Source organism: Acinetobacter sp. HA, from assembly GCF_000264725.1.
GTDB lineage: Bacteria > Pseudomonadota > Gammaproteobacteria > Pseudomonadales > Moraxellaceae > Acinetobacter > Acinetobacter schindleri.
The window spans coordinates 37,556-55,479 of the sequence record NZ_AJXD01000012.1 but is presented as its reverse complement, the minus strand read 5'-3'; the positions used below and the strand labels follow the sequence as shown (position 1 = coordinate 55,479).

General features: G+C 43.6%; 14 protein-coding genes and 2 pseudogenes. 3 read left to right on the top strand and 13 right to left on the bottom strand.

The genetic code is table 11. The annotated features are described in order from the left end of the window. Positions 1 to 60 precede the first annotated feature (60 nt). Positions 61 to 1,114: pseudogene (locus HADU_RS03305) on the top strand (Rieske 2Fe-2S domain-containing protein). 109 nt (positions 1,115 to 1,223) lie between these two features. On the opposite strand, the pseudogene HADU_RS03300 reads toward HADU_RS03305, so the two are convergent. The 3 genes and pseudogenes from HADU_RS03300 to HADU_RS15790 form a co-directional block, all read right to left on the bottom strand. Beyond that, positions 1,224 to 2,140, bottom strand: a pseudogene (locus tag HADU_RS03300) (LysR family transcriptional regulator). Between the two features lie 160 nt (positions 2,141 to 2,300). Next, on the bottom strand, positions 2,301 to 2,930 hold the full coding sequence (locus HADU_RS03295) for a CocE/NonD family hydrolase (protein ID WP_008303545.1): 630 nt from the start codon (positions 2,928 to 2,930) through the stop codon (positions 2,301 to 2,303). Positions 2,931 to 2,936: 6 nt separating this feature from the next. Then, entirely contained in the window at positions 2,937 to 3,287 is a 351-nt protein-coding gene (locus HADU_RS15790) for a hypothetical protein (RefSeq protein ID WP_227499325.1), read from the bottom strand. 381 nt (positions 3,288 to 3,668) lie between these two features. On the opposite strand from HADU_RS15790, the gene otsB reads away from it, so the two are divergent. After that, complete coding sequence (gene otsB, locus HADU_RS03285; protein ID WP_227499324.1) at positions 3,669 to 4,520, top strand: trehalose-phosphatase; 852 nt, start codon at positions 3,669 to 3,671, stop codon at positions 4,518 to 4,520. Next, the gene (locus HADU_RS03280) at positions 4,487 to 5,917 is read left to right on the top strand and encodes a trehalose-6-phosphate synthase (RefSeq protein ID WP_008303539.1); all 1,431 of its coding nucleotides are present in this window, start codon (positions 4,487 to 4,489) and stop codon (positions 5,915 to 5,917) included. The genes otsB and HADU_RS03280 overlap by 34 nt, the downstream gene beginning before the upstream one ends. A 30-nt stretch (positions 5,918 to 5,947) precedes the next feature. Here the strand turns inward: HADU_RS03280 and HADU_RS03275 are convergent, their stop codons facing one another. From HADU_RS03275 to betI, 10 genes are all read right to left on the bottom strand, one after another. Then, positions 5,948 to 7,180: an MFS transporter gene (locus HADU_RS03275; protein WP_008303537.1), complete on the bottom strand. Its 1,233-nt coding sequence runs from the start codon at positions 7,178 to 7,180 to the stop codon at positions 5,948 to 5,950. 210 nt (positions 7,181 to 7,390) lie between these two features. Continuing rightward, the gene (locus HADU_RS03270) at positions 7,391 to 8,113 is read right to left on the bottom strand and encodes a glycosyltransferase (protein WP_008303533.1); all 723 of its coding nucleotides are present in this window, start codon (positions 8,111 to 8,113) and stop codon (positions 7,391 to 7,393) included. Further along, positions 8,110 to 8,718: a class I SAM-dependent DNA methyltransferase gene (locus HADU_RS03265; protein WP_008303532.1), complete on the bottom strand. Its 609-nt coding sequence runs from the start codon at positions 8,716 to 8,718 to the stop codon at positions 8,110 to 8,112. The genes HADU_RS03270 and HADU_RS03265 overlap by 4 nt, the downstream gene beginning before the upstream one ends. Further along, complete coding sequence (locus HADU_RS03260) at positions 8,699 to 9,493, bottom strand: PIG-L deacetylase family protein (RefSeq protein WP_008303530.1); 795 nt, start codon at positions 9,491 to 9,493, stop codon at positions 8,699 to 8,701. The genes HADU_RS03265 and HADU_RS03260 overlap by 20 nt, the downstream gene beginning before the upstream one ends. Then, a complete protein-coding gene (locus tag HADU_RS03255; RefSeq protein WP_008303528.1) occupies positions 9,481 to 10,479 on the bottom strand; it encodes an acyl-CoA dehydrogenase in 999 nt (332 codons plus the stop codon). The genes HADU_RS03260 and HADU_RS03255 overlap by 13 nt, the downstream gene beginning before the upstream one ends. A 242-nt stretch (positions 10,480 to 10,721) precedes the next feature. Continuing rightward, the gene (locus HADU_RS03250) at positions 10,722 to 12,923 is read right to left on the bottom strand and encodes an OsmC domain/YcaO domain-containing protein (protein WP_004809371.1); all 2,202 of its coding nucleotides are present in this window, start codon (positions 12,921 to 12,923) and stop codon (positions 10,722 to 10,724) included. A 342-nt stretch (positions 12,924 to 13,265) separates the two neighbouring features. Next, positions 13,266 to 14,036: a hypothetical protein gene (locus tag HADU_RS03245; protein ID WP_008303526.1), complete on the bottom strand. Its 771-nt coding sequence runs from the start codon at positions 14,034 to 14,036 to the stop codon at positions 13,266 to 13,268. A 127-nt stretch (positions 14,037 to 14,163) separates the two neighbouring features. Then, on the bottom strand, positions 14,164 to 15,819 hold the full coding sequence (betA, locus tag HADU_RS03240) for a choline dehydrogenase (RefSeq protein ID WP_008303525.1): 1,656 nt from the start codon (positions 15,817 to 15,819) through the stop codon (positions 14,164 to 14,166). A gap of 11 nt (positions 15,820 to 15,830) precedes the next feature. Continuing rightward, the gene (gene betB / locus HADU_RS03235; RefSeq protein WP_008303523.1) at positions 15,831 to 17,306 is read right to left on the bottom strand and encodes a betaine-aldehyde dehydrogenase; all 1,476 of its coding nucleotides are present in this window, start codon (positions 17,304 to 17,306) and stop codon (positions 15,831 to 15,833) included. Continuing rightward, positions 17,303 to 17,908: a transcriptional regulator BetI gene (gene betI / locus HADU_RS03230; protein WP_004809378.1), complete on the bottom strand. Its 606-nt coding sequence runs from the start codon at positions 17,906 to 17,908 to the stop codon at positions 17,303 to 17,305. The genes betB and betI overlap by 4 nt, the downstream gene beginning before the upstream one ends. Between the last annotated feature and the right edge of the window lie 16 nt (positions 17,909 to 17,924).

Sequence of the window (17,924 nt, the reverse complement as noted above, 5' to 3'; positions counted from 1 at the left end):
AATTTCGGTGAATGGGCTGTTGATCTATATTCAATCGAATATCACCGATTTGAGGCAATCATGAATAGTAAAACCATCCTCACGCATCAGCCTGACTTACCTGTTCATATGACATTTTCAGAACATGACTGGCATCTGTTAGCGCAATACTGGTATCCGGTAGCCTTGGCACGCGAAGTCTCTGAACAGCCAATCGGGACCATGTTGCTGGATATGCCCTTGGTAATTTATAAAATGGGGGATGAAATTATTGTGGCGCGAGATACCTGTCCACATCGAGGGGTTGCTTTAAGTCTGGGAAAAAATGATGGACAAGGTGTGGTTTGTCCTTATCACGGTCTACGCTTTGGATCAGGTGGAAAATGTAATCGTATCCCGGCCCATCCGCAGCAAAAAATCTCTGAGCGTTTCAATCTAAAAACCTATGCCGCCGTAGAAAAATATGGTCTGATCTGGTGCTCACTGCTGGCAGATAAACAGGCTGAGGCAAATATTCCGCAAATGCCTTATTGGGACGAAGCAGATTACCAGCAACTGGTTTGCCCGAAAGTTGATATTCAGTGTTTTGCCGGTCGGCAGCTAGAAGGTTTTATTGATGTCGCACATTTTGCCTGGGTACATCCAGATACTTTTGGCGATCCGGATAATTCAGAAGTACCCGATTATCAAACCTATGAAACCGATGATGGTTTTGCTGCTGACTATATCAGTACCGTTGGACGCTATCCGATCGGGCTGGATCAGCGCGGTGCAAAAGACTTTAAATGGCTACGCCATTTTGAAATCAGTGTACCCTTTACCGCGACCTTGACCATTCATTTTCCCCATGATGCCAAACAGGTCATTATGAATGCAGCTTCGCCTATGACAGCACGTACTACGCGGCTGTTTGCACCCATCTGCCGGAATTATGACAAAGACCTGCCAGTTGAAGATGCTTATGACTTTAACCTGAAAATTTTTGTAAGAAGACCGGTTAATCGTCGAAAACCAGAAACCTGAATATCTGCCTTTGGACTTGTCTTTAGAAGCACATTTCCCGGCAGATCGCAGTTCCAGCATGTACCGGAAATTGCTGCGTAAGCATGGATTCAGTCCTTTATTTGCGGCTTGAGTTGAAATGAAAGGCTCTGGTTTTGGCTGGATTATTTTCCAGCTTTCAGTTTGAACAGTGGATCAGAGTCTTTCTTGCATTACCTATGTTTAAAAAATAATAACAAGCGTTAATCATAATATGCCTCTCTTTTCTTGGAGAACCGTTCTAACTGCTTCAGGAACCCTTCAAAATAATCTTTCTGTTTTTCTTCAGTGCGATAGCCTGCAAATAAAGTACGGCGTAATCCTTCAGGTGCGACGCAATCCAGACGGCGGGAGCTTACCCAGCCTTTCTGTTCATATTCATTCACCACCCAGTCCGGTAATGCTGCAATTCCGCGTCCACTTGCCACCAGCTGAATCAACATCTGGGTTAAATCAGTCGTCCGGATCTGTTTTGGCAAGATATTGGCTGGAATAAACAGGCGTGACATGATGTCTAGGCGATGTTTATCCACTGGGTAAGTCACCAGTGTTTCTTCTGCCAGTTGCTGTACGCTAATCTCTTTGGCACGTACCAGTGGATGAGTATTGGAAAGTACCAAACGTGATTCATATTCAAAAATCGGAAAATACTCTATCCCTTTTAATGCGATCGGATCGGCGGTAATCAGCAAGTCAAACTCACCAGTTTGTAAAAGCTCATGCGGATTGGCTTCAAAGCCTGAAGCAAAGTCTAAATCTACATCTGGATATTGGATGCGATACTGATTGAGTAAAGGCATCAGCCAGTCAAAGCAGCTATGACATTCAGAGGAGAAAATATACGTCCCGTCTGTCCATGGACAATACGAGTAATATCACTTTGGGCAATCTGTACCTGAGGCAATATTTCATCTGCCAGTTTAAGTAATCGCTGTCCAACATTGGAAAAGCTCACAGGCCGACTACGGCGATTTACGACTTCTACGCCAACCCATTGATCAATTTCACGCAATTGATGAGATAAGGCTGAAGGTGTAAGACACAAATCTCCTGCAGCGGCGACCAATGAACCATGTTCTCGTAAAGCAACTAAAGTTTTTAAATGACGAAGTTCTAACATGTCTTCCTGCAGAATTTTCATAAAGCAATTTCAATATGCTGATCATAAAGCATAAAATTTTTATCTGTTAGTTTTTTTCAGCTTTAAATAACAATGATGATATTTATTCAATTTGTATTTATATCTACTAACATTCCCAGCAGTTAACCCGACTTATATTTTAAAAGCTAATTTTGAAAACAAGAATGGTTTGATGGTGAGGCTTTGCCTTCAGCAAATTCTGAATTTTATCCAGCCCTAGAGTAATACCATTCACTGGATCAGTTTGAATCGCATCAACTGGTAATGCGCCAAGCAAGCCAACCCGACTCATCCACAATAGGATAAAGTTGGTATTAAACTGCCCGCCATTGTATAAAATATCACGCTCACCATCACCAATTGATACCATTGGAAATGCGGCTTTTAATGCCGGATGCTGGGTAGATGCCCCCAGCAGACTGGTAATACCTAGATAAGAAACACCATAGAGACCAATATTGCCATTTGACCATAACTGTTTGCCAGCCCAGTCAATAATTTCAAAACTGTCCTGCTGTTTAATGCCATCAAATGCCTGCCATACCCCTTCTGAAGAACCGGTACCATGTACATCTGCAGCTACTGTGGCATAACCACGGCCTACAAACTCAGGATTCGGGCCGCCTGCCATATCCGCAATCTGGCCTGCAAGGCCTGTATTGTAGAGTGTCTGGATTAAAATCACTGGATGTGGTTTAGTAAAATCGGGTTGTTTATTCTGATCAGCTGGCAAGGTAACACGAATTGCGATTTTGGTACCATCACGCATTTTAATCTACTGTACAGGCAAAGTGACCATATTGGGATAATCATAATCGCGAGTGTAATTACTCCATTGTGCATCTGAATTTGTGAGTAATGGTCGTTGAACTTGACTTTCGAACTGTCGTGTTCCTAATTTAGTATTTTTTAATGTAATGGCAGGTTGTGTCATGCCTGTAGAGTCAGTAAAAGATTGTGGTTCTAGGTAACTTAAATCTGAAGTGACTTGCTGAGGGGGGGTGAAAGTTTTATTGACCACACCCGCGGTCACGGTCACTGCAACCACAGTGACCGTCGCTGCCATGGAAGCATAAAATTTATTGAGAGCTTCATTGCTTATATCCGAATTATTATGATGATGCATTCCTCGATCAATGAACCATGCATTTTTATCTATGTTCATAGTTTTTATTAAGTTTGATTTGACGAAATGATTTCCTTCTCTCTGTTTTTCCTTTTAGATCACTTCTTAACACTGCATTTATAAACTGACAATGCTCCTTGTCTGTTATAAAAATTCTTATACAAAACTATGCTTATTCATATCTTGATAGATTTTAGAAATTTCTGATTGAGAAAAAATTTTATAGAAATGTGATTTTCAAGACATTTTTACAAGATATTGCAACGTTACAGTAGATAGGTGAAATGTATTATTCATTATAGGAATAAGCAGATCACAGATCTTGACATGTTATAAAAATAATCAATGCATCAAGAGACTGTAATTTATTACACCCTAACAATGAAAACTACAAATGCTGTTCTAAATTCTATTTATCCCGAGATAGCGAAAAAGCTGGATCGGAGAGCTAAATATAATTCCTTACCCTGTATTTTATTTTTAGACATTGACGGTACACTTTCAGAATTTCATCCAGATCCTGAACAGAGTTTTATCCCCTCTTCTACCCTAAATAATATTGCACAAATCCAGCAATTTTTACCTTTATATCTGGTTACTGGACGTTCTATCGAGCAAGCACAACGACTGATTCAGCCTTATCGCTGGAATATTATCGGATCACATGGCGTAGAGCTGCTACAGCAAGACGGTATAGGTCGAAAACTTTTTTATATCAATCACAAAGAACTTGAACAACTCAAATCTAGTGTACTTGAGCAGCAGCATAAATGGCAGCCGATCCGGGTAGAAACTAAAACCCATTCAGTTGCCCTGCATTTCCGTGAACATCCTGAATATGCAGATCAGGCAAAAGCCATTATTGATAATTATCTTAAACAATTATCAAGTTTTGAATTAAAAAGCGGCAAATGTGTCTATGAACTGGTTCCCCACGGCTGCAATAAAGGTGCGGCAATCCAGCATATTTTAGAGGATCTTGAAGCTGAGCAGTTTTACCCCATTTTCATTGGGGACGATTTAACGGATGAAGCTGGTTTTCACATCATTAATGACTATGGAGGTATGTCAATCAAAGTTGGCCCAGGAGAAAGCGCAGCCAAAGCTCGTTTAGACGACGTGGCAGATGTCGGTTTTTTCTTACATGAATTTTTAACATCACTAAAAGCGTTAAAACAAGAAATGAAAGGAGAAAAAACGTGTCCCGACTCATTGTATTATCCAACCGTGTAACATTACCGAACCCGAATGCCACTCAGGCAGGTGGTCTTGCGGTTGCTCTGGAAGATGCCCTAAATGGTATAGGCGGCATCTGGATGGGATGGAATGGCAAAAAGACGGCGTATAGGCAGAATTCCTTTGACGTCCTGAAAGATCAGCAGATTGAATATCATACCTGTAGTTTCTCTGAAGCTGAATATCAGGGTTTTTACTGCGGTTTTGCGAATGGTGCACTATGGCCGCTAATGCATGACCAGAATCAATATATTGATTACTCAGATCAGGATTACCGGATCTATCAGGATGTCAATTTTAAGTTTGCCCGCCAGTTGCAGAAAATTATCGAACCGGGTGACATGATCTGGGTGCATGACTATCATTTCTTAAGTGTTGCACATTACTGCCGTCAGTTGGGCATGCGCAATCGTATCGGTTTCTTCCTGCATATTCCATTTCCAGAGACACAAAAGTGGAAAGATCTAGCCTGCAGCCAGCATCTTGCAGCGCATCTGGCACAGTACGACCTGCTTGGCATGCAAACGCAGCAGGATCAGAGAAACTGTTATGATTTCCTGAAAACTACATTGTCTCTAACTGCACATACCAACAATATTCTGCGTAATGGACAGCGTCAGGTAGAAGTAAAAGCTTATCCGATCAGTGTACATCCTACTGCAATCCAGCGTCGTGCGGGACAACTCACTGATACTGAACTGCCATTTGATTTCAGTTCATCACCTGATGTTAAACATATCATTTCAGTAGACCGAATTGACTATAGCAAGGGCTTATTACAGAAGGTGGATGCGCTGCGTCAATGTTTCCAGGAAACTCCTGAAATGTTGTCGAAAATACGCCAGTTTCAGATTGCCTGTCCTTGCAGACTGGAAGTTCCGACCTATGCCAATCTGTATCGGGATTTAAAACGAGGTGTCGATCAGCTGAATCAGGATTTCTCTCATACAGATCAACCGGTCTTTGACTGTCATTATGATGCTTTAGGCCATCATGCCTTGATGCGTTTATATCGCAAGTCGGAAATCTGCTGGGTCAATTCAGTACGTGATGGCATGAATCTGGTAGCGAAGGAATATATTGCTGCTCAGGATCCAGAAAATCCGGGCATTTTGATTCTGTCCAAATATGCGGGTGCTGCTGAACAGATGCGTGAAGCTTTACTGGTCGATCCTCATGATAACAACAGCATGATCAAAGCCTTAAAGCTGGCAGTGAAAATGCCGAAGTCTGAACGTATTGCACGTTATCAGGCGCTATTTCAAGGCCTGATAGACTATGACATAGTGCATTGGCGTGATTGTTTCTTAAAAGATCTTAAACATGTAAGTAGCCAGTATATTTACCAGCCACTTAGCAAGTCACCCTCTCACGATCTTTATTTACAGCATTAAATTGCTTTGATTTAAACAAAAACACCAGCTTTATGCTGGTGTTTGTGTTTTTTCTGCTTCTGCCGCAGTTGCTGGAGCAGAAGTCAGCTGGTTCAGTACAGTAATACTGATCAGGCCAACTGCAATGATAAAGAATACCTGGCTTAGACCTATGATCTCGCTTCCGAATCCCACCAATGCTGGCCCAAGCAAAGAACCGGTATAAGCAAATACAGAAACATAAGATAAAGCAATATGTTTTGGTAATTCAGTTTGACGTCCTGCACGTGAGAACATCAACGGAACTATATTGGCGCTACCCAGACCCAGGATCGCATAGCCAATCAAAGCCACATACCACACTGGTGCAAATACCACAGTCAGAAGACCCAAACCTGCCAAAGTGGCACTGTACAGAATCGTGTTCTTTTCACCAAAGAAGCGAATAATCAAATGGCCACTTAAACGTCCTGTAACCATTAAAGCAGCAAAGCAACTGTAAGCTAGACCAGCTTGAGATGCTTGAACTTTAAATTGAGTATTCAGGTAAATTCCACTCCAGTCCATCGCTGCGCCTTCAGACAGAAAAGCGATAAAACAGATCAATCCCATGCAAAGAATTGCAAATGTTGGACGTGGTTTATGGGCAACTTTCTGGGTGGTATCTTCAGATTCTGTTGCTTCAGATGCAGCTTCTGCTTTTAGACAGAATGGCACAGCAAATACCATGATCAGTAAAATGCTCATACTGATCACCAGTACACTCAAAGGCAGTGCAAGACCAAATGCCAGCATACTGGTCATACCCAACACACCTGCCAAACCACCCAGGCTACATACGCCATGGAACAGTGACATCATGCTTTTACGTTGTTGACTTTCCAGTTTAATTGCCTGAAGGTTAACCGATACGCCGAGTGCGCCAGCGCTAGCACCGAAGCAGAATAAAGCGGCTGCCAATAGCAATTTAGTCGGGCTAAATGCCAATGCAGGCAGAATCAAAATAAATGCAGCCAGTACCGTAGCAATAACGGAACGACAGCCGTAACGATGTGCCATACGACCTGCCAATGGCATGGCAATCATTGAACCTACGCCAGCGGCAAGCAATAGCACACCGAAATCCGAATGGCTCAAATTCAGACGCTGCTGCACCAGTGGAATCAACGGTGCCCAGGCAGCGGTACTAAAACCCAGAGCGAAAAAACATAGTGCAGTGGCAATACGTTGCCAATGACTACGTGGAAGCGCACGAAGAGAAGCAGGTAATAACGGAGCGTACATAGTAAGAACCAGTAAAAATTTCGGTGCGGTATCCCAAACCGTTGATCCATAGAAAAACCCCATGAACTTATACTTGAAATGTATTAGTTCACAGGGCTTAATTTGGATGAATTATAAGCGGTTTTATTTTAAATGGAATAGGTTTTAATCAAAAAAATCGGCCAAATTGTTAAGCCTATGATTCATTGAAAAATATAGTTTCAAAAATTTTCAAATAATTTTTCTCAGGCATTTTGTATTGGATTTGTTATCCTGATTTTGTCGTTCAATGCTCCATAAAAATTGTGAAAATCCTTCACGGACACGTGAAATCAGGCGACTGCTGGTTACCACTCTCAACTGGTTAGACCAGGTAATATGCATTCCCATTTTTTCCGCGCGTTTAACCAGATCTACATCTTCATGACATGGCATAGGTTTGAAGCCACCAAGAAGCTTATAACTCGATGCTTTAAAACAAAGGTTAGCACCATGAATATGCCGATGCCCCATATAATCCTGATAATGGTGCAGATATTTTTTTTGGGTAGCTAAACTTAAGTGCTCCCATTGCGCAATTTCAACGACTCCGCAAATCACATGTGTAGGCTGATGCAGCAGCATGGTCTTAAACCAGTCTGGATGTACTCTGGAATCTGCATCCGTACAGCAAATCCAGTCATAGCCTTGTTGGATCAAATGCTGTATACCGAGATCACGGGTTTTTCCTACACAACGATAATTACAACTTATAGCTAAAACATTATAAGTGTTTAACTTTTCTGCTGTAGCATCAGTACAGCTATCCATCACGACAAGAATTTGAATTTGTATGCCATGATTTTGAGGCATGTCCTGATAAAATTTTTGGCGTGCCTGTTCCAATGCCTGCAGACAATGTTCGATTTCTTCTTCTTCGTTACAGGCCGGAATGACAACACCAATTTTTTTCATAACAATCCTTCTTGTGCGGCTATCGAATTTATGTCATGTGTCCAGACATCCAGAAAAAAATCGGCATCCTGTAACTGTGTGTAGTAATAATAATGCAATCGCTGTTTTAAAATCTGATGAACCTGTTCTCCATTCAGACTAAAGCCTTCAATCGCATGTCGCCAGTGGCAAGCCACAATACAGCCTTGTGGACTAAGATACGTATTCATCCATTCAATCAGTTGCAGCAGAATATTTTCTTCAAGGTAATATAGCATTTCGCTGGCAACAATCAGATCAAACTGCTGTGTTGGCAAATCCAGTGGCACAATCCCCTGCACCACTTTGACATGATTATGGATCAGGCGCTGATTCGCTAGCTGTATGGCGGTCGAATTGGCATCCATACATAGTAAAGCTTCGCATCGTTCAGCCAGTTCGGCGCTCAGTACCCCATTACTACAGCCAATTTCAATACCATTTTTAAATTTCGGATAAGGTAGTACAGCTAAGGTCATATCGCGTTTTCGCTTCTCATACCAGCGCTGTTCATACTGCCAGGGATCGCCATTATTTATGCAATACAGCTCGGCGAAGTAGTCATGATTATAGATGGCCTTCGTCATCAATATAGACCTCCCATGGCTGTAAAAGACGTGCTAATGCGCTGCCCGATACGATAGCAGCTTTACCTGTACTGGAGTCCGGTTCAAGCTGGCTTTTAAAACATTGCATGGCTTCTATTTTACGCGCTAACTGCTTTGCGTTGAGTTCAAGTCTAAGGGCTTTATGCCAAGGAATACGACTATCTCCAGGACTGGCCCAATGCCAGGTCCAGATCAGCACCTGTAAACATTTTAAAGAATGCGTTGCTGCAAGCTGTTTGCTTACCTGACCTGTAATCTCATGATCAGGATGGCCATCATGTTCAAAAGTGGTTACCAGAATATCATTTGCTTGCAAATACGGTTTTAAAGCAGCAACCAACTGGTCACGTTGTTGCGCTACTTCACCATCCTGGATATTCAGCGCAATACGCTGTATCGATTGTTTCAGATCGAGAACGCCTAAAGCATTTATTGTTTCCTGGGGTCGGATATGATCCAGCTGCTCTGGTGTATATAGTCTGGAGTCGGGATGACTGGCTGTGCCATTGGTGACTGCAAACAGAACAATCTCATAACCCGCTGCATCCAGCTGCTGAATCAGTCCACCACAGCCAAGAACTTCATCATCCGGATGTGGAGCAACAATACAAATGCGACTATTTAGGGGAAATATTTTACTCAGTTCAAGCGCTTTTAAATGATGGAGCTGCTGACTCTGCTGCCATTCTTCTAGCGCTGTTCCTTTACCCTGAATAATACGGTCTTCAACGATTGGATGTTTTAAAGTGCCCATGTCTGTTCATCCTCCATCGTCAGTTGACCAATACACTGCAAATCAAATGCAGCATGGCTTTGCCGGATAAATACGGGCAAATCTGCTACACAGCGGGCAAAATCCGCCTCCTGACAATATGGTGCTGCACCTAAGGCTTTACCACAAAGTTCCAGTACTGCCAGTGCAGTGTCTTCGACCTGGGCACGTAAAGCTCGGATCATTAGCTCATGATTATGCCTAGGGTCAGCATCAATCAATTTTGCAGTCTCATAAAATAGTGCCCGAGTTGCATACAGCTTGCTACTGACCTCACCCAGATACATTTCTCTAAATGGATTAGTTTTATGATGCATGGCATGTTTTAAATAACCGGCCAGTTTGAGCGTTGCACCAAACCAGCAGGCAGCGACACCAGCCGCACCATGCCAGAATCCATGACGATCCAGATAATAGTTTGGCTTGCTGATGGTTTTGATTTTGACCTGATTGAAGCTGACCTCAGCCGTGCGTGTATATTGCATCCCTACAGCATGCCAGGCACTGGTATTGATCTGAATCCCATGCTGGGTCATATCTACCAGTAACAGTTGCGAGTGTTCTTCTTCATCCCGATAGGTCAATAAAGCCTGCTGTACCTGACCCGCGGCTGAACACCATGGTTTAATTCCGGAAAGCAGATCATCTTCCAGCTGTAAAGGTTTAGGACCACCTTCTGCCGCCCAGATAGCAGTCAATCCGACAATCTGCTCAGGACCAGCACGCAGTTCATGCAGTATCGCCAGTACATCCAGATGCGATTCATATAGTTTGGCCAGACTCAAGTCTATGGCAGCAACCTGACTCAGGATCTGCCAGCGTTTTAAGGTCTGTCCTTCACCCGGGTATGGCACCTCCAGACTGTGTGGAATCAGCTGATGTAAAGCGTGATCAATCCGCTGCTCGGGATCAGTCGAAGAAGAATTAAATTCTACTTTTAATTGTTCGATCAGCTGTTTGAGGTACATTCATCTTCCTCATTAAATATCATTAAGATTCTTTTATCGGTTTCTTAAATATGAATAGCAAAGTGAGTAATTTAACTATTCATTATGTAAATTACTGTTTATGAATTAATTTATGCCCAGTATTGGCGCAAAATACTGTAGCTTTTTGTCAGGAATTTGTCTGATTTGTAAATCTTAAATATTTAAAGCAATAAAAAAAACCGCCTATCTGGAGGCGGTTTTTTGATGCAGCTATCTATGGATTATTGCTGAGCCACAAACTTGGCACGCGCTGCATGCAGTTTTTTATAGCTGTCAATCAGGCGTAAATGACGATCCAGACCTTCAAGCTTCATACTGGTTTCAGCCAAACCATAGAAACGGACTGTGCCTTCAACTGAACCCATGACTGCATCCATACGTTCATCACCAAACATACGACGGAAGTTGTGTTCATAATCTTCCAGTTCCATGTCATCATCCAGCATGACTTCCAGAACGACATTCATACACTGGTAGAACAGGCCACGTTCAACAGTATTGGTATTGAACTGCAGGAACTGCTCAACCAGATCTTTGGCTTCTTCAAATTGCTGCAAAGCTACATAAATCAGCAGTTTCAGTTCAAGAATCGTTAGTTGCCCCCATTCGGTATTTTCATCGAACTCGATACCGATCAAGGTTTTGATCTCGGTATAGTCATCCTCATCTGCTTCTTCCAGACGCTCAACCAGTGCTTCCAGTTTTTCATCATCCAGTCGATGCAGATTCAGGATATCTTCACGATATAACAAAGCCTTGTTGGTATTGTCCCAAACCAGATCTTCTACAAGATAAATTTCCGAATAGCCCGGTACCAGAATACGGCAAGCTGTTGCCCCTAAATGCTGATACACCGCCATATAAACTTCATGGCCCATGTCTTCAAGAATCGTGAATAATTCCTGAGCTTCATCCGCATTCGAGTTTTGACCATTATTGGTGAAATCCCACTCGACAAAATCATAATCTGATTTCGCGCTGAAGAAACGCCAAGACACCACACCGCTTGAGTCAATAAAATGCTCAACAAAGTTATTCGGTTCAGTTACTGCATTGCTGCTAAAGGTTGGTTTTGGCAGATCATTCAGACCTTCAAAACTACGGCCTTGTAACAACTCAGTCAGACTGCGTTCTAATGCTACTTCAAAGTTAGGATGGGCACCAAATGAGGCAAATACACCGCCGGTACGCGGGTTCATCAGGGTGACACACATGACCGGAAACTGACCACCTAAAGAAGCATCTTTGACCAGAACCGGAAAGCCCTGTTCTTCCAGACCTTTAATGCCTTCAACAATTTTTGGATATTTTGCCAGAACATGTTCAGGCACATCCGGTAGTGCCAGTTCACCTTCCAGAATTTCGCGTTTTACCGCACGTTCGAAAATTTCAGAAAGACATTGTACTTGCGCTTCAGCCAAGGTATTGCCGGCACTCATACCATTGCTCAGGTATAAGTTTTCAATCAGATTTGATGGGAAATACACGGTTTCACCATCAGACTGACGTACAAATGGCAATGAACAGATGCCACGAGCCTTATTGCCCGAGTTGGTATCATAAAGATGGGTACCCAATAACTCATCTTCAGGATCATAAATTTCACGGGTATGTTCATCTAAAACTTCTACAGGCAGCTCACCATTCGGACCTGGCTGGAACCATTTTTCATCCGGATAATGCACAAATTCTGCATTGGCAATATCTTCACCCCAGAACTGGTCATTATAGAAGAAGTTACAGTTCAGACGCTCAATAAATTCACCCAAAGCAGATGCCAGCGCACTTTCTTTGGTTGAGCCCTTACCATTGGTAAAACACATTGGCGACTGCGCATCACGGATATGTAGCGACCACACATTCGGCACGATATTACGCCAAGACGCAATTTCAATCTTCATGCCAAGGCCTGCCAGAATGGCAGACATATTGGCAATGGTTTCTTCCAGCGGAAGGTCTTTACCTGGAATAAACGTACTGTTTTCAGAAGCCAGACTCGGCATTAACAAGGCTTGAGCATCGGCATCAATGCTTTCTACTTCTTCAATGACAAATTCAGGACCGGTTTGAATGACTTTCTTGACGGTACAACGGTCTATCGAACGTAAAATTCCTTGGCGATCTTTTTCAGAAATATCAGCCGGCAGTTCCACCTGAATTTTAAAAATCTGTTTATAGCGGTTTTCAGGATCAACAATATTGTTTTGCGAAAGGCGGATATTATCAGTCGGAATGTCACGTGCTGCGCAATAGACTTTGACAAAATAAGCTGCACAAAGTGCCGATGACGCCAGAAAATAATCGAATGGGCCGGGTGCCGAACCATCGCCTTTATAGCGGATCGGCTGATCGGCGATTACCGTGAAGTCATCGAACTTGGCTTCCTGGCGAAGATTATCGAGATAATTGACCTTAATTTCCATGTGGATACCTAAATGTTCTTATGTGCCGTCACGGACAGATAAGATGCTGAATCTGAATATACAAGCCGGTTCACGGAGGAGAACTTGAATGAAAAATAGAAAATGGTCAGGTTATGCCATTTGACTAAGTGTCTGGATAACGCTGCCGAGAATGGGCGCTATTATAGAATTATTTTATGAAATTGATAATATTTGTCTGAAATTCTGGCAGATTAAACCAAACCCTCAACCTTTCCTGAGCTGCCGGAGCATGAATCAACTTCAAGTCATGGCTTATGCTATTAATCAATAGTTGCAGATAAGGCAGATTTTCACCCGCCTAGTCTGAATGATTTCATAATTTTAAAAATCATAACTCAGTGCAACTACTGCAAGATTACGCTGCTTGTCATCATAACGGTCATAACCGCCAAAGATATATTCACCAGACACACTCAACTGCGGTAAAAGCGTATAACTAAGTCCGGCAGAAGCATAACGAAAGGCAAACTGCTTTTCGGTATCGCCCAGTTCACCACCCTCATATTTGCCTTCATCGTTAAAATAGCTCCCTGCTGCCGTAACGCTGGCATTGAGGCGATCATTCAACTGGTGGCTCAGGTTAAGTGTATAAAAAGTATCGCCCTGATTGACATAAGCCACATCATACAGATAGGTCGATAAACTGGCGCCAATACTGGTCTGATCATTCAATGCACGACTTATATTTAAACCTAGCTCATTTCCGGTAGTATGCTTGCCGCCCGGATAATAATAGGTTGCATTCCACAGATCCAAGTCATAATTTTTGCTGCTATGGGTATAACCCACCAGAAAATCATGCTCGAATTTATCTGAACGATGTCCCTGACGTCCCTGCACTTCTGCATAAGAATATCCAAGCATAGATCCCCAATATCCGACATAAAAATTGCCATAAGCCAGATTCAATGCAGCCTGTACAGCAATGTCGTCATTTTCAGGTGCATTGGTCAAACCACGGGAGACGTATTTGGATACCACACTCAAGTTTCCGCTTGCTTCTATTTGCTTTACTTTCGCATCATCGGCATAACAGTAAAGACTTGAAACAGCAGCACAGCCAAACAGCACTGCTTTATATAACATTTTCATAAAATATAAATTGTATTAAGCACAGGCTAAATAAGACCTAAACCGGTGACGGCCTTATAAAGCTTGAGGTAAAGTAAATTTTGCTTTATTCCTGTTTGCATTCGGCAACAGAAAATTAAGCTATGAGTTAAGCGGGAGATGCCTTGTAGAAAGGTGCAGATGAAGGCGCAAGAGCAGGCTTGCCACGAATATGGTCTGCCAGTTTTTCAGCCATCATAATGGTGGTTGCATTGAGGTTACCGGTAATAATCAAAGGCATAATCGAGGCATCAATCACACGCAGACTCTGCATTTCATGCACGCGTCCATAACCATCGACTACCGCCATGTCATCTTCACCCATTTTACAGCTGCAAGAGGGATGATAAGCCGTTTCTGCATGCTGACGCACAAATTCATCAATCTCGGCATCGGTCTGTACCTCTTTACCTGGACTGATTTCTTCACCGCGATAAGGATCAAGTGCCGGCTGCTGCATAATTTCCCGGGTGATCCGGATCGCATCACGGAACTCGCGCCAGTCCTGTTCCGTACTCATGTAATTAAACAGGATACTCGGATGCTCGAATGGATCTTTGGATTTAAGCTGAATACGGCCACGCGACGGTGAGCGCATTGAGCCAACATGAGCTTGAAAACCATGCTCGTGAATGGCATTGGTGCCATTGTAGTTAATCGCAATCGGTAAAAAGTGATACTGAATATTCGGCCATTCAAATTCATCTGAAGAGCGGATAAAACCACCTGCTTCAAACTGGTTACTAGCACCAATGCCCTTACCCAAAAATAACCATTCTGCCCCAATCATCGGCTGGTTATACCATTTCAAGGCCGGATATAAGCTAACCGGTTTTTTGCACTTATATTGCAGGTACATTTCCAGATGGTCTTGCAGGTTTTCACCCACGCCTGGCAAATCCTGAACCACCGGAATATCCAGACTTTTTAACAGTTCAGCCGAACCCACACCAGAACGTTGCAGGATTTGCGGTGATGCAATTGCACCAGCACAAAGTAGCACTTCACGATCGGCAAACACCTGAATCGGCTGCAAGGTATTTTGCCCCTCGAAATACTCTACACCTATCGCCTGTTTCTGGTTAAACAGAATTCTATTGGTCATGGCGTGGGTAATAATCGTCAGGTTGTCGCGACCTTTGGCCATATCGAGATAACCACGTGCTGTACTGGAACGACGGCCTTGCGGTGTCACAGTTCGATCCATAGGACCGAAGCCTTCCTGTTGGTAACCGTTCAGATCATCGGTACGTGGATAACCGGCCTGTACACCCGCTTCGATCATGGCATGAAACAGTTCATTATTGCCCTGTTTAGGCGTTGCCACCGAAACCGGTCCAGAATCGCCATGATAATCATTGCCACCAATATCACGGCTTTCCGCTTTTTTATAATATGGCAGACATTGGGCATAGCTCCAGTGCTCAAGCCCCTTCAGGCTGGCCCACTGTTCCAGATCCATGGCATTACCGCGAATGTAGCACATGCCGTTAATTAACGAAGAACCGCCTAGGCCTTTCCCGCGCCCGCATTCCATCCGACGGTTATTCATATATGGTTCGGGGTCGGTCAGGTAGGCCCAGTTATAACGGCGTCCCTGCAAGGGATAAGCTAAAGCGGCTGGCATCTGGGTTCTAAAATCCAGCCGATGATCCGGACCACCCGCTTCCAGCAACAAGACTTTGATCTCTGGATCTTCCGTTAAACGCGCTGCCAGTACATTACCCGCAGAACCTGCACCAATAATAATATAGTCGTAATTCATTCATCCTCCCCTTATGCGTTAAACACGGATTGGAAAGGATTCAATTCCACCTGAACTGATTTGGTCTGGGTATATTGTTGTAGCGTGATAATACCGTTTTCGCGACCAACACCCGAATGTTTATAGCCACCGACAGGCATTTCTGCCGGTGATTCACCCCAAGTATTGATCCAGCAAATACCGGCTTCGATCTGATGAATGATCCGATGGGCGCGAGACAAATTAGGCGTGACTACACCAGCGGCCAGACCATATTCTGTGGCATTGGCACGTTGAATCACTTCTTCTTCCGAGTCATAACTGAGGATACTCATGACCGGTCCAAAAATTTCTTCACGGACAATCGTCATGTCGTCACGGCAATCGGTAAATACCGTGGGTAGCACATAAGCGCCTTGAGCAAATTGCTCATCTTCGGCACGGCCACCACCGCAAAGTAAACGAGCACCCTCTTTTTTGCCCTGTTCGATATAATCTAGCACTTTTTCCATATGAGAGAAGCTGGAAACTGGACCGAAATTGGTCTCAGGATCAAGTGGATCCCCCATACGGATATAAGGAATACGCTGCAAAATCTTGTCTTCAAATTCTGCTTTCAAGGCCAAAGGGATAAATACCCGGGTTCCATTGGTGCAAACCTGACCGGAACTATAGTAGTTAGCCATCATGGCAATATCCGCCGCCAGATCCAGATCAGCATCTTCACAAATTATCAGGGGCGATTTACCACCAAGTTCCATAGTCACTTCTTTCAGGCTAGAATTCGCAGCTTGGGCCATGACCTTCTTGCCGGTGGCAACACCACCAGTAAATGAAACTTTGGCTATATCAGGATGCGAGGTCAGATAAGCACCAATTTCACTGCCACCTGTTACCACATTAAATACACCATGCGGAACACCGGCTTCGGTATAAATTTCTGCCAGTTTTAACGCAGTTAAAGGTGTTACTTCACTGGCTTTAAAGATCATGGCATTGCCTGCTGCCAGTGCAGGAGCAGATTTCCATAAGGCAATTTGAATCGGGTAATTCCATGCACCAATTCCGGCCACCACACCCAGAGGTTCACGACGGGTATAAATAAATGATGTTTCTCGTAGTGGAATTTGCTGGCCTTCGAGTGCTGGCAAAATACCCGCATAATATTCAAGCACATCAGCGCCCGTTGCAATATCGACAGTTGAGGTTTCACTAAAAGCCTTACCACTGTCGAGAGTTTCTAAACGTGCCAGCTCGTCATTGCGTTCACGAAGAATAGCGACAGCCTTGTTTAGGATACGGGAACGTTGAATCGCCGTCATTTCTGCCCAGACTTTCTGGCCTTGCTGAGCTGATTTTACCGCACGGTCGATATCGTCTTTGCTACAAATCTGGACTTCCGCCAGAACTTCGCCGGTCGCCGGATTAATTGTTTCAAATGTGCTGTTGGATGTAGCATCGACAAATTGTCCGTGGATATAAGGACGTTGCAGATTAAAGTGTGTCAATGGGATTCCCTCGCAGTTGAGTCATTCTTGAGTTGCTGTCGGATATAGTCACTACAAAGTTCTATCGGCATTTCAGGGTCAAGTTCTTCATTGATCAGTGCACCCCTTAACCAGAAGCCATCAATCAGCGCAGCCAGACCTTGAGCGGCTTTTTCAGCTTGTGCCTTAGGCAGCGCTTTCATGAATTCGTACTTGATATTGGAATGCAGGCGGTAATGGTTGACCTGCTGTAAACGGTGTAAATCAGGTTGATGCAAACTGCTAGCCCAGAATGCCAGCCAGACTTTCATGGCCGCTTTATCTGTTTGTGGGGCAGCAAAGTTGCCCCGCACAATGGCCAGTAAACGTTGTTCAGGTGTGCTATCCACTTGGGACTGCATTTCTGCAACAGACTTACCTAACTGCTGCAATAAATAACGCATCGTTGCTTCAATGAGTCCATTTTTACCGCCAAAATAATGACTTATGATGCCGGTTGATACTCCGGCGCGCTGGGCAATCTGACTGATTGAGCTTTCGGCAAAACCCAATTCATTCACGGCAGCTAAGGTGGCATCGATTAATTGCTGGCGACGGATCGGCTGCATACCAACTTTTGGCATAGGACTAACCTGAATA

Excerpts from the sequence above, each read along its gene's own strand:
- HADU_RS03295 (WP_008303545.1), bottom strand. The coding sequence starts at position 2,930 with ATGCGTGATGGTACCAAAATCGCAATTCGTGTTACCTTGCCAGCTGAT.
- HADU_RS15790 (WP_227499325.1), bottom strand. The coding sequence starts at position 3,287 with ATGCATCATCATAATAATTCGGATATAAGCAATGAAGCTCTCAATAAA.
- otsB (WP_227499324.1), top strand. The coding sequence starts at position 3,669 with ATGAAAACTACAAATGCTGTTCTAAATTCTATTTATCCCGAGATAGCG.
- HADU_RS03275 (WP_008303537.1), bottom strand. The coding sequence starts at position 7,180 with ATGTACGCTCCGTTATTACCTGCTTCTCTTCGTGCGCTTCCACGTAGT.
- HADU_RS03270 (WP_008303533.1), bottom strand. The coding sequence starts at position 8,113 with ATGAAAAAAATTGGTGTTGTCATTCCGGCCTGTAACGAAGAAGAAGAA.
- HADU_RS03265 (WP_008303532.1), bottom strand. The coding sequence starts at position 8,718 with ATGACGAAGGCCATCTATAATCATGACTACTTCGCCGAGCTGTATTGC.
- HADU_RS03260 (WP_008303530.1), bottom strand. The coding sequence starts at position 9,493 with ATGGGCACTTTAAAACATCCAATCGTTGAAGACCGTATTATTCAGGGT.
- HADU_RS03255 (WP_008303528.1), bottom strand. The coding sequence starts at position 10,479 with ATGTACCTCAAACAGCTGATCGAACAATTAAAAGTAGAATTTAATTCT.
- HADU_RS03250 (WP_004809371.1), bottom strand. The coding sequence starts at position 12,923 with ATGGAAATTAAGGTCAATTATCTCGATAATCTTCGCCAGGAAGCCAAG.
- HADU_RS03245 (WP_008303526.1), bottom strand. The coding sequence starts at position 14,036 with ATGAAAATGTTATATAAAGCAGTGCTGTTTGGCTGTGCTGCTGTTTCA.
- betA (WP_008303525.1), bottom strand. The coding sequence starts at position 15,819 with ATGAATTACGACTATATTATTATTGGTGCAGGTTCTGCGGGTAATGTA.
- betI (WP_004809378.1), bottom strand. The coding sequence starts at position 17,908 with ATGCCAAAAGTTGGTATGCAGCCGATCCGTCGCCAGCAATTAATCGAT.